The sequence below is a fragment of the Myroides sp. C4067 genome (assembly GCF_038039665.1).
Classification (GTDB): Bacteria; Bacteroidota; Bacteroidia; order Flavobacteriales; family Flavobacteriaceae; genus Flavobacterium; species Flavobacterium odoratimimum.
The window spans coordinates 1-11,516 of sequence record NZ_JBBPHJ010000047.1 but is presented as its reverse complement, the minus strand read 5'-3'; the positions used below and the strand labels follow the sequence as shown (position 1 = coordinate 11,516).

Sequence of the window (11,516 nt, the reverse complement as noted above, 5' to 3'; positions counted from 1 at the left end):
TAACACAGCTGATTTTGGTTCAGTCGTTCTAGGTTCGAGTCCTAGTAGGCCAACAGAAAAGCCTCTTGATTTTTCAAGAGGCTTTTTTTATTTTAATTGTACGTAAAAATAAAATGTTAAAATTATCATTACTCTCTCTTGACTATGAGTATCTTAGCAAAATAGGGGGCTGAGAGTGATTAAAAAAGACATTTTATATTTGGAAGAATCAAAAAATGTGCTAATTTTGCATCCGCATTACTGAAGTAATTATGCCAAAGTAATGAAATGGTACTGGCCTATGGTGTAATGGTAACACAGCTGATTTTGGTTCAGTCGTTCTAGGTTCGAGTCCTAGTAGGCCAACAAAAAACCTCTTGATCATTCAAGAGGTTTTTTTATTTCAAGAATAAGGAATTGAAATAAGAAAGGTCAGAGCACGCTCTGACCTTTTTTTGTTATTAGTTTTGACCTTTGAATTCAGGTTTTCTTTTTTCTAAGAAAGCAGTAGTTCCTTCTGTGAAGTCTTCTGTTTCGAAGCATTCTCCGAAGTTCTTGATTTCTTCGTGATATCCGTTTACACCATCTTTAAAGTTAGCATTAATAGATTTTATTGCTCTTCCAATTGCAGAAGCAGAGTTAGAAGCTATTTTGTTCGCTATTTTCTTTGTGAATGCTAATAGTTCTTCTTGTTCTACAACGTGGTTCACTAATCCATAAGATAGAGCTTTATCAGCTGTTATCATCTCTGCAGTCATGATTAGCTCCATTGCTCTTCCTTTTCCAATAAGTTGAGGTAAGCGTTGTGTTCCGCCATATCCTGGGATTAGTCCAAGTGTTACTTCTGGAAGTCCCATTTTAGCGTTATTAGAAGCTACTCTGAAGTGTGCTGACATCGCTAACTCTAATCCACCTCCTAGGGCAAATCCATTAACAGCAGCGATTACTGGTTTGTTGTAATTTTGAACATAGTCGAATAGAAGCTCTTGTCCTTTGGCAGCTAACTGTGAACCTTCACTAGTGTTGAAGCTAGAGAATTCTTTAATGTCAGCACCTGCAACGAAAGCTTTTTCTCCACTTCCAGTAAGGATGATAACACGTGTTTCACGGTCTTTTTCAAAGTGTTTAAGGGCTTGGTGAAGCTCTTCAATTGTTGGCTTGTTTAAAGCGTTTAATTTAGTTGGTCTATTAATGGTTATAATGGCCAGACTTCCTTCTTTTTCTACTAGAATATTTTCAAAATCCATAATATCTTTTATTTGATTAATTATTTATAATAGGCAAGGTAACAATAAATGTGGTGCCAAGACCTTCTTCTGTTTCGAAGACTATTGTACCGTTGTAATTTGTAATTATGTTTTTTATGATTCCCAATCCTAATCCCATGCCACTTGTTTTGGTAGTGAACTTAGGTTGGAATATTTTGTTTAGATCTTCTTGCTTTATACCTGTTCCGTTATCAGCTACTTTGATGATAGCGCTTTCTTCTGTTCTAGATATGCTCACTTTTATCTGTGGGTTCTTCTGTTCAGAAGGGATAGCTTGTATTGCATTTTTGACTAAGTTAGTAATAATTCTGATTAGTTGTGTTCTATCTATTTTAGAGATGATTTCCTGATCAGTACTTTCGAACCAGATATAATCTTCATTAAAGATGTCGAGTGTTAGCCTTACAGTATTGACAATGTCAAGTGTTTCGTCTTGTTGAGCTGGCATTGCAGCAAAGCTAGAGAAAGCTGTTGCAACAGAAGTCATCGTATCTATCTGTTGTATTAATACTTGTGAGAAGTCCTTTAATTTTGTTTTGATTTCTGGGTCATTAGGATCAAACCTTCTTTCAAAGCTTTGAACAGTTAGTCGCATAGGTGTAAGAGGATTCTTTATTTCGTGTGCAACTTGCTTAGCCATTTCTCTCCAAGCTTGCTCTCTTTCTGTTTGAGCTAGTTTTTCGTACGAATCATCGAGTTTCTCCACCATATCATTATATGCAGTGATAAGAGCTGAGATCTCTTTACTAGTGTTGCTAGAATCAATCTTTTCGTTTTTTTGCCCAAACTTAGTACTTGTAATCTTGACACTAATATTGTTTAGACTTTGGGTAATATAGTTTGACAAGAAGTAAGAGATAGCAATAGACATAATCAGCATAATGATATATACTTGTCCAAATTTAACCATGAAGTTCTGAATCTCGTTCTCGTAAAACTCTGTTTTCTCTTCATACGGTATTTTAAGTATACCTAGGGGCTTGTACTTTAAATCCTTTAAGAAGCTGTATGCGATACGTATGCGGTTGCTATCTACCGTTTTTATATCTACAAAGCGTTTGTTGGGAGAGGACTGTATTGTCTTTAAAACTAAAGGAGAGATGTTTTTAGAGATGCTATCTACAGAAAAGGTACCTCTTGAGGTAATCAAGAGGCGTCCTTGTAGATCGTGTATATTGATCTCTGTATTGTGTATGGCTGCTAGCTCATGTATTTTGTCTCTAAAAATGCGAGGGATGTTCTCTGTTGTTAGAGGGTATTCTGAGGTTGTTAAGATGTAGTTTATATTCTCATTGATAGAGTTTTCTGTCCTCTCTAGTCTATATTGATGATAAGTACGTGCTTCTTCTCTGAATTGATACACTGATACAGCTGATATCAATACAGATGAGATAATACTCAAAAATATAAGTGAGAAAAATATTCTATTTCTCAGAGAAAAGTTCTTTAATATAAAGTCATCTTTCATTATTTTCTGCTATCGCGAATTCGTTTGTATAAGCGTATTCCTAGCATTAATAGTATTGATAATCCTACTAGACCTACAACTCCAAATATCCAATTAAAAGTACTTTTTAAAATTACTAAAAATACTACAGAAAATAAAATCAAGGTTGCTCCTTCATTCCAAATTCTAAAAAAGGAAGATGTTTTAGTCATCGTTCTATTGTTGATTTGTTTGACGAACTGATGGCATTTTAGATGATAAGCAATTAATGCTACTACAAATAATAGTTTTACATGCATCCAAGGTTGACTTAACCAAGCAGGTATTGCTATCAGCATCCATATTCCAAAAATAGTTGCCAATACTGCCGCAGGCCATGTGATGATATTCCACAGGCGATTAGTCATGATGGTGTATTGATCTCTTAGGATGTTGGATTGTACTTCAGGCATATCCTTCGTCTCGGAGTAATATACAAATAGACGTACGATATAGAATAGTCCTGCAAACCAGCATACTATAAAAATAATATGTAGAGCTTTTAGATATAGGTATAACATGCTATTATTTGTTTTGCCATTCTTTAATCCAAGTAACCATTGCATCTATCCACATGTCATCATCATTCATACAAGGGATTGTTCTAAACTCTTCTCCTCCGTGTTTTAAGAATTCGTCATGTGCTTCCATGCCTATTTCTTCTAGTGTTTCAAGACAGTCGGCTACAAAGGCAGGAGTAACTACTGCTAGCTTTTTAATGCCTTTCTCAGCTAATCCATTTACAGTAGCATCAGTTGGAGGTTGTAGCCATTTGTCCATTCCTAATCTAGATTGGAATGAGTTAGTGTATTTATCAGCAGGGATGTTTAATTTCTCTACTACTTGTCTTGTTGTTTCTAAACATTGGTGTCTATAGCAGAACTCATGTGCTTTAGAAGCTGTCTGACAGCAAGAGCCGTCTATAGTACAGTGTCCTTTCGTTACATCTGATTTGCGGATATGTCGTTCAGGTACCCCGTGATAAGAGAATACGATATGGTCATAGTCATACCCTTCTAGATGACCTTGTATAGTATGAGCTAGAGCATCTACATATTCTTTCTTGTTGTAGAAAGCTGGGAAGCTCGTAACTTTCATTTGAGGAAAGTATTTCTGTCTTACTTCTTCTGCTAATACATTAATAGTCTCTGTAGTTGCCATGGCAAACTGAGGGTAAAGAGGGATCATTAGTACATCATCTATACCTTTGTCTTTTAATTCTTGTAAACCTGTTTGGATAGAGGGTTCTCCATATCTCATAGCTAATGCTACTGGTATGTCCACTTTTGCTTGTACTTTCTTTTGTTGTCTTTCAGAAATTACGATTAGTGGTGAACCTTCTTCCCACCATATTTTAGAATAAGCTTCTGCTGATTTCTTTGGTCTAGTATTCAGTATGATTCCTTTAACTAATAAACTTCTTAGGATGTATGGCATGTCTATTACTCTTTCATCCATTAAGAATTCTCCTAAGTATGGTTTTACGTCTTTTGCTGTAGGGCTTTTAGGTGAGCCTAGGTTAACTAATAATATACCTTGCATGTTGTTAATTATTTGTGTTGAGAGACATTAAGTATTTTTTCGGTGTAGTGCCAAACTTCTTTTTAAAGGCAGCAATGAAATGACTAGCAGAACTATAACCGATCTTTAGACCTACTTCGTTTACATTATAACTACCGTTGTCTAAGAGCTTGCGTGCGTATTCCATCTTATAATCAAATAAGAAACTGAATACAGAGTCACCGTAAATCTGCTTAAAGCCCATTTTTAGTTTTTTAATGTTAATACCTACTGAGTCTGCTAACTCTTGAAGAGTAGGTGGTTCTGCCATTTTACTGATGATGATGTCTTTCGCTTTTTTGATTTTAACGACATCGTCTTCATCAGATAAGAATGGACAATTTTCTATATTTTGATCTTCATTCTGATTAAATAGTAAACTAAGTAACTCGTATGTCTTACCAGTGTAGTATAACTTCTTGATAGTTGAGTTCATATAGAAGTTAAATAGCTGATTCAGAACTATAGCCATAGAAGGAGTAATTTCTTCTTCAGAGTAATACTTCTTGTCTCTGTTTTCACCAGTTAAGAAACCGATGAATTCTGCTTCTGTTGAAAAAAGAGCATGGAACTTCTTAATAGAAATTAAAACACTTATGACCCATGTATTAGGAGATATCTCTAAGTGTACAGGAAGCTGTTTTTGAGGATTGTAAAGGATCAAGAATTTTTCTTCATTAAGCGGAAGAGAATATGCTCCTTGATTGAATACAAATTTGGCAGACCCTTTTAGACCAAAGTAAAATTGGATAACATCTGTTCCCATTTCTCGTTGAAATGTTATGTTCTCTGTTAAGTTGTTTTCGAATCTTAATATCGAAAAATTATCATCAATTATTATTTCTTCCGTAGGACTCATAGCGATACTTTTTAAACTTAAGCTAGAAACTTATCTAGTTACTTTTTATTTAGAATGATTCTATATAGAGTGTCTTTTAACCCTTGTCATTGTTGCAAATGTACTGTATTATAATGAAATGCAATGCTTTTTTTTTGAGAAATCCCTTAGCGATATAAATAGTCCTTCTAGCGTTACTTTTGTCGATTCTTTAATCTTAAATTTGTTTACTTTTTTGAATTAACTCTGTGGTATGGACAAAATAGATAAGACTAAACCTGCGACTTTTTATGCAGTGGGATTAAGTTATAAGAAAGCGGACGCTGAAATGCGCGGTAAGTTTAGTCTAAGTGATGAGGCCAAAGACAATTTATTAACTCAAGCTAAAAATGAAGGAATTGAGAGTTTAATCGTGATTTCTACATGTAATAGAACGGAGATATTTGGTTTCGCACAACACCCTTTCGAACTGATTAAATTATTATGTGATAACAGTAATGGTACAGTGGATGACTTCCGCAATGTGGCTTATGTATATAAGACTAAGGAGGCGATAGAACACTTATTCCGCGTTGGAACAGGACTAGATAGTCAGATATTAGGTGATTTTGAAATTATCAGTCAGATTAAGAATGCTTTCTACTTAGCTAAGGAGAAAGAACTGACAACGAATTACTTCGAGAGATTAGTCAATGCTGTAATCCAAGCAAGTAAACGTATCAAGAATGAGACTGAGCTTAGTTCTGGAGCTACTTCTGTATCATTTGCTTCTGTACAATATATTATGGATCATGTAGAAGATATATCTAATAAGAATATCTTGTTATTCGGAACAGGTAAAATTGGTAGAAATACATGTGAAAACTTAGTGAAGCATACTAAGAATGATCATATTACACTTATTAATAGAACAAAAGAGAAAGCGTTAGAAGTAGCAGGTAAATTTAATCTTATCGTAAAGGATTATGCAGATTTACAAGCAGAAATACGCAAATCAGATGTGCTTATCGTAGCGACTGGTGCGCAGAAACCTACAGTAGATAAGGCGTTACTTAACTTGACAAAACCTCTTGTTATTTTAGATTTATCTATTCCTAAGAACGTGAGTGATGATGTGACGGAGATAGAAGGAGTAGAATTAATACACCTTGATTATTTATCTCAAATGACAGATAAGACGATTGAGAGAAGAAGAGAGTTCATTCCACAAGCAGAAGAAATTATAGAAGAGATCATGTCTGAGTTTATCGCTTGGACGAAGATGAGAAAATTCGCACCTACTATACATGCTCTTAAATCTAAGCTAGAGCAGATAAAAGATGGGGAATTAGATTATCATAAAAAGAAATATGATAACTTTGATTCTGAGCAGGCTGAACTAATCAGTATGCGCATCATACAGAAGATCACTACGCACTTTGCAAACCATCTTCGTCATGAAGATACAGTAGTGGATCAGAGTATAGAATGGATAGAAAAAGTGTTTCATATAGAATCAAATTAAAATGGGTAGAATTATTCGTATAGGTACACGTGATAGTGAACTAGCAATGTGGCAAGCAAAAACAGTTGAACAATCTCTTCAGAAATTAGGGTACAAAACAGAGTTAGTACCTGTTAAATCTACAGGAGATCTAGTGTTAGATAAGCCACTATATGAGATGGGAATCACAGGAATCTTTACTAAGACTCTAGATGTGGCAATGATTAAAAAAGAGGTAGATATCGCAGTACATTCTATGAAAGATGTACCAACAGCTCTACCACAAGGAATCGTACAAGGAGCAGTACTTAAACGTGCTAATACTGTAGATATCTTATTACATAAAGGAGATACATCTTTTATGTCAGAAGAGGTTGAGGCAGTAGTAGCTACAGGAAGTTTAAGACGTAAAGCTCAATGGTTAAACCGTTTCCCAAAGCATACAACAGTTGACCTACGAGGAAATGTAAATACTCGTATGGAAAAACTACAAAACAGCGATTGGAATGGAGCAATCTTCGCTTCAGCTGGTTTAGATCGTATTAAAAAGAAACCATCGAACTTCATTAATCTTGACTGGATGATACCAGCACCTGCACAGGGAGCTATGGTAGTAGTCGTAAATGCAGATGATAATCATGCTTTAGACGCAGTAGCTCAGTTAAATGATTATGAAACAGAGATGACTACTTATATAGAAAGACAGTTCTTAAGAACATTAGAAGGTGGATGTACAGCTCCTATCGGTGCTTTAGCTACTTATAATGATCATGATGACACGATTAATTTTAAAGGGGTATTATTCTCTTTAGATGGTCAACAGAAGTTCGAAGTGAACAAAGTAGTGGATATCGCAGAGTGGAAGAAGCTTGGATTCTTTGCAGCTAAAGAAATTCTTGAGAATGGTGGTAGTGAATTAATGGAAACACTACGTCAACAATTAAAAAAATAAAATGTCTTTTAATCCAACTATTTTATCTACACGGAAGATTAAAGCGAGTGTACTAGATGCTGTAGCTTTAGGGAAGGTGCATTTAGTAGAACAAGATTATATCTTGACAGAACACTTAGTATTCGACTTGGATGCTGTACATGAGTATGTATTGTTTACGAGTCAGAATGCAGTGAAGAGTGTGATTAGTCAGGGATATAGAGAAGTTCTGAATAAGAAACCAGCGCTATGTGTGGGGATAAAAACAAAAGAATTGTTGGAGGAGAACGGTTGGGAAGTTAAGGCTTGGGCACATTATGCAAAAGAATTAGCTCCTATCATTGTTCAAGACTATAAAGATAGAAATATAACATTCTTTAGCGGAAGTATCAGAAGAGATCTATTGCCAGATGCTTTTAGAGCAAATGGTATGGTCTTTAATGAGTTCACAGTATATCAGACTGTGCTTAATCCTATAAAGAATGAATATAAAGTAGATGGATTGTGCTTTTACAGTCCTTCAGCGATAGAGAGTTATCTTCAGCAGAACAGCATCACGACAGAAGTGTGCTTCTGTATAGGAGATACTACAGCAGAACCATTAAAAGGAGTTACACAGAATATTGTAATAGCGAAGCAACCTACAGTGGAAGCTACATTACAAGCTTGTGTGGATTATTATAAATAGAGTCAGCTAAAAATTGACGTATTAAAATCGAATAGAAATGATTAAAAATGATTTATTCTTAAGAGCGTTAAAAGGTGAAACAGTAGAGAGACCACCTGTATGGATGATGCGTCAAGCAGGTAGATACTTACCAGAGTTTCGCGAATTAAGAGATAAGTATGATTTTTTTACACGTTGTAGAATGCCAGAAATCGCAGCTGAGATTACAGTACAACCGATTCGTATTGTAAAACCAGATGCTGCTATTTTATTCTCAGATATTTTAGTCGTACCGCAAGCTATGAACATTGATGTAGAGATGAGACCAGGAGTAGGACCATGGGTACCTAATCCTATCCGTTCTGCTAAAGATGTAGAGCAAGTTATCGTACCTAATATCGAAGAGACATTAGGATATGTAATGGATGCTATTAAAGTAACGAAAGAGATGTTAAACGATGAGGTACCATTGATTGGATTCGCTGGTTCACCTTGGACTATCTTTTGTTATGCAGTAGAAGGAAAAGGTTCTAAGAGCTTTGATTTAGCGAAAGGCTTCTGTTTTTCTGACCCAGTAGCTGCACATACGTTATTACAAAAGATTACAGATACAACTATTTTATACCTTAAAGAAAAGGTAAAAGCAGGTGTAAATGCAGTACAAATATTTGACTCATGGGGAGGAATGTTATCTCCAGTAGATTATCAAGAGTTCTCATGGCAGTATATTAACCAAATAGTAGAAGCATTAGCTGATATCACTCCAGTTATTGTATTTGGAAAAGGATGTTGGTTTGCATTACCTGAGATGGCGAAGTCAAAAGCGTCTGCATTAGGAGTAGACTGGACTTGTAGCCCACAGAACGCTCGTCTATTCACAGGAGGAGATATCACATTACAAGGTAACTTTGACCCAAGCCGTCTAATGTCTCCGATCCCTACTATTAAGAAAATGGTACACGAGATGATCGATGCTTTCGGTAAAGATAAGTATATAGTGAACTTAGGTCACGGTATCTTACCTCATATCCCAGTAGATCATGCAAAAGCATTTATCGAAGCGGTAAAAGAATACGAACACAAGTAAAATATTGACAGAAAAGCCTGCCGAAGTATGACGTAGGCTTTTTTGTTTTACTATATCATTTGACCTATGTTAAACAAAGGAACAAAAAGTGAAGAAGAAAGACGTATAGAGTCTATTGTTCAGAAGTTGTCTTCTATTGGATTTACACCAGAGGACAAGAAATTTATAGAAGATCTAGACGTAGAGCTTCAGAAGGTAGGCTTGAGTTATGAACAACTGTTGATAACAGAAGGTAAGGACTTAGCCTTACACTTACATAAATTCAACTTCTCTTGGGATAAGATGGAAGAGTTCACAGATCTATTAGTGAAGTGGTCTTCTCAAGAGCCTTCATTAAAAGCAAAAGCAAAGGCTGTCTATCAATATATACAAGATGAGAGTAAAGCATTCTCATTTAATATCATGACTAAGATTAGTCGCCTTTAAGAGATCACTATTTACAGCAGAAACAGGTTGAGGTGTCATACGCACTATGATAGTGATATGTAGGACTAGAGGAGTCTGCTTACTATTGTTTATTTAAAGATAAGGTAGAGAGGTGTAATATAATGTATTGGCTGAACTACGGAACAATAGTTTTTTTAATGATGAGTATCCTGACAGAGAGAGGATATGTACTATTTATAATATGAAAGAACAATTTTATCAATATATACAACAGCTTCAAGATACCATTACGAAAGGACTTGAAGATATAGATGGAAAAGCAAAATTCCAAGAAGACCTTTGGAAACGTCCTGAAGGTGGTGGAGGTCGCACACGTGTGATCGAGAATGGAGCGGTATTCGAAAAAGGAGGAGTGAATATCTCTGCCGTACACGGACCATTACCAGTAGCGATGCAAAAGTACTTTAATGTAGGAGATGTAGATTTCTTCGCTTGCGGATTATCGTTAGTGATTCACCCGAAGAGTCCTATGGTACCTACAGTACATGCCAACTGGCGTTATTTCGAAATGTATGACAAAGAAGGTACAGTAGTGCGTTCTTGGTTTGGTGGAGGACAAGACCTTACACCTTATTACCTATTCGATGAGGATGCTACGCATTTTCATACTGTATGTAAGACAGCTTGTGATAAACATAATCCAGCGTTTTATCCATTGTATAAAAAGCAATGTGATGAATATTTCTGGAATGCACATAGAGAAGAGGCGCGTGGTATCGGAGGATTATTCTTTGACCGCTTAGAAGCAACAGAAGAAATGTCTATGCAACAGTGGTATGACTTCGTAACTGAAGTAGGAGATAGCTTCTTAGATGCTTATACACCTATTGTAGAACGTCGTATGGATACCCCTTATAGCAATGAGCACCGTACATGGCAAGAAATCAGAAGAGGTAGATACGTAGAGTTTAACCTTGTTCATGATAAAGGAACTCTATTTGGATTAAAAACCAATGGACGTATCGAATCTATCCTAATGAGTCTGCCACCACATGTACAATGGGTATATGACCACCATCCAGAAGAAAACAGTTGGGAAGAAAAGCTGTTGAAGGTATTAGCTAATCCTGTTGATTGGATGAAATAGTTTACAGTTCACGGTTAACAGTTTACAGTATAAAACTACTTAATAGAGATAATTAGTTATATAAACAAATTATTAAGTTATTAGATTTTGTGTATAATGGAATGTTTGTTGTTGCAATTTATGGTACTATAAATAACCATGAATTATATGATAGACTATCGAAATTATAATGTTTGGAAACTGAGCCATGAATTGGTATTAAAGATCTATCCATTATTAAATTTATATCCTAAGTATGAGGAAAGAAATTTAATAGATCAGATAAGAAGGGCAGTAGTATCAATTCCTACCAATATCGCAGAAGGATGTGGTAAGGATACACAAAAAGAACTTGTTAGATATCTATATATCGCCTCAGGTTCAGCACATGAAGTTGAGTATTTAATATTTTTATCAAAAGACTTAGGTTACTTGAATGAGAATGATTTTTACTCAGTTCAGAATGATATTGTAAGTATTAAAAAGATGCTTGTAGTGTTGATTAAAAGAATAAGAGAAACAATGGATAGTAAAAAGTAAACTATAATATTGTTTATTCTATAAATAGAACATTAATAGAATTATCGGGTACATTTAACTGTAAACTGTAAACCGCTTGCTGTAAGCTGTATACCGTTCACCGTAAATCAAAATAAGAACACAGGTCAACGTTCTGTTTATAGATGTCGAGAGCAACTGTAAAC

At 35.3% G+C, this 11,516-nt stretch carries 12 protein-coding genes and 1 tRNA gene; 8 read left to right on the top strand and 5 right to left on the bottom strand.

Annotated features, from left to right (window positions below; all coding sequences use genetic code 11):
* Window positions 1-274 precede the first annotated feature (274 nt).
* Window positions 275-345 (top strand) — tRNA-Gln (locus tag AABL87_RS17395).
* 95 nt (window positions 346-440) lie between these two features.
* Here the strand turns inward: AABL87_RS17395 and AABL87_RS17390 are convergent.
* From AABL87_RS17390 to AABL87_RS17370, 5 genes are read right to left on the bottom strand one after another with little or no spacing between them, the layout of a single operon-like run.
* Window positions 441-1,226: an enoyl-CoA hydratase/isomerase family protein gene (locus tag AABL87_RS17390; RefSeq protein ID WP_025125197.1), complete on the bottom strand. Its 786-nt coding sequence runs from the start codon at window positions 1,224-1,226 to the stop codon at window positions 441-443.
* A 16-nt stretch (window positions 1,227-1,242) separates the two neighbouring features.
* Window positions 1,243-2,715 carry a sensor histidine kinase gene (locus AABL87_RS17385; RefSeq protein WP_006262357.1) on the bottom strand — a complete coding sequence of 491 codons (1,473 nt, stop codon included), beginning with the start codon at window positions 2,713-2,715 and terminating at the stop codon, window positions 1,243-1,245.
* Window positions 2,715-3,254 (bottom strand): CopD family protein, encoded by a 540-nt coding sequence (locus tag AABL87_RS17380; protein WP_006259837.1) that lies wholly within the window; start codon window positions 3,252-3,254, stop codon window positions 2,715-2,717. Before AABL87_RS17380 ends, AABL87_RS17385 begins: the two co-directional genes overlap by 1 nt.
* 4 nt (window positions 3,255-3,258) lie before the next feature.
* Entirely contained in the window at window positions 3,259-4,275 is a 1,017-nt protein-coding gene (gene hemH / locus AABL87_RS17375; protein WP_006262355.1) for a ferrochelatase, read from the bottom strand.
* Window positions 4,276-4,279: 4 nt separating this feature from the next.
* The gene (locus AABL87_RS17370) at window positions 4,280-5,152 is read right to left on the bottom strand and encodes a helix-turn-helix transcriptional regulator (RefSeq protein ID WP_006264532.1); all 873 of its coding nucleotides are present in this window, start codon (window positions 5,150-5,152) and stop codon (window positions 4,280-4,282) included.
* A 232-nt stretch (window positions 5,153-5,384) separates the two neighbouring features.
* On the opposite strand from AABL87_RS17370, the gene hemA reads away from it, so the two are divergent.
* The 7 genes from hemA to AABL87_RS17335 all read left to right on the top strand — a co-directional run bounded on the left by hemA (window position 5,385) and on the right by AABL87_RS17335 (window position 11,352).
* Complete coding sequence (hemA, locus tag AABL87_RS17365) at window positions 5,385-6,635, top strand: glutamyl-tRNA reductase (RefSeq protein WP_006259834.1); 1,251 nt, start codon at window positions 5,385-5,387, stop codon at window positions 6,633-6,635.
* 1 nt (window position 6,636) lies between these two features.
* Window positions 6,637-7,566: a hydroxymethylbilane synthase gene (gene hemC / locus AABL87_RS17360; protein ID WP_006259833.1), complete on the top strand. Its 930-nt coding sequence runs from the start codon at window positions 6,637-6,639 to the stop codon at window positions 7,564-7,566.
* Between the two features lies 1 nt (window position 7,567).
* Window positions 7,568-8,233, top strand: a complete 666-nt coding sequence (locus AABL87_RS17355) for a uroporphyrinogen-III synthase (RefSeq protein WP_006262352.1) — start codon at window positions 7,568-7,570, stop codon at window positions 8,231-8,233.
* A 37-nt stretch (window positions 8,234-8,270) separates the two neighbouring features.
* Window positions 8,271-9,299, top strand: a complete 1,029-nt coding sequence (hemE, locus tag AABL87_RS17350; RefSeq protein ID WP_006262350.1) for a uroporphyrinogen decarboxylase — start codon at window positions 8,271-8,273, stop codon at window positions 9,297-9,299.
* 66 nt (window positions 9,300-9,365) lie between these two features.
* Window positions 9,366-9,725, top strand: a complete 360-nt coding sequence (locus AABL87_RS17345; protein ID WP_006264534.1) for a hypothetical protein — start codon at window positions 9,366-9,368, stop codon at window positions 9,723-9,725.
* 127 nt (window positions 9,726-9,852) lie between these two features.
* Window positions 9,853-10,833 carry an oxygen-dependent coproporphyrinogen oxidase gene (gene hemF / locus AABL87_RS17340; protein WP_341277676.1) on the top strand — a complete coding sequence of 327 codons (981 nt, stop codon included), beginning with the start codon at window positions 9,853-9,855 and terminating at the stop codon, window positions 10,831-10,833.
* A gap of 147 nt (window positions 10,834-10,980) precedes the next feature.
* Window positions 10,981-11,352 (top strand): four helix bundle protein, encoded by a 372-nt coding sequence (locus AABL87_RS17335; RefSeq protein ID WP_006259828.1) that lies wholly within the window; start codon window positions 10,981-10,983, stop codon window positions 11,350-11,352.
* Window positions 11,353-11,516: the final 164 nt, after the last annotated feature.

Coding starts and splice junctions, on each gene's coding strand:
- AABL87_RS17390 (WP_025125197.1), bottom strand. CDS start 1,226: ATGGATTTTGAAAATATTCTAGTAGAAAAAGAAGGAAGTCTGGCCATT.
- AABL87_RS17385 (WP_006262357.1), bottom strand. CDS start 2,715: ATGAAAGATGACTTTATATTAAAGAACTTTTCTCTGAGAAATAGAATA.
- AABL87_RS17380 (WP_006259837.1), bottom strand. CDS start 3,254: ATGTTATACCTATATCTAAAAGCTCTACATATTATTTTTATAGTATGC.
- hemH (WP_006262355.1), bottom strand. CDS start 4,275: ATGCAAGGTATATTATTAGTTAACCTAGGCTCACCTAAAAGCCCTACA.
- AABL87_RS17370 (WP_006264532.1), bottom strand. CDS start 5,152: ATGAGTCCTACGGAAGAAATAATAATTGATGATAATTTTTCGATATTA.
- hemA (WP_006259834.1), top strand. CDS start 5,385: ATGGACAAAATAGATAAGACTAAACCTGCGACTTTTTATGCAGTGGGA.
- hemC (WP_006259833.1), top strand. CDS start 6,637: ATGGGTAGAATTATTCGTATAGGTACACGTGATAGTGAACTAGCAATG.
- AABL87_RS17355 (WP_006262352.1), top strand. CDS start 7,568: ATGTCTTTTAATCCAACTATTTTATCTACACGGAAGATTAAAGCGAGT.
- hemE (WP_006262350.1), top strand. CDS start 8,271: ATGATTAAAAATGATTTATTCTTAAGAGCGTTAAAAGGTGAAACAGTA.
- AABL87_RS17345 (WP_006264534.1), top strand. CDS start 9,366: ATGTTAAACAAAGGAACAAAAAGTGAAGAAGAAAGACGTATAGAGTCT.
- AABL87_RS17335 (WP_006259828.1), top strand. CDS start 10,981: ATGATAGACTATCGAAATTATAATGTTTGGAAACTGAGCCATGAATTG.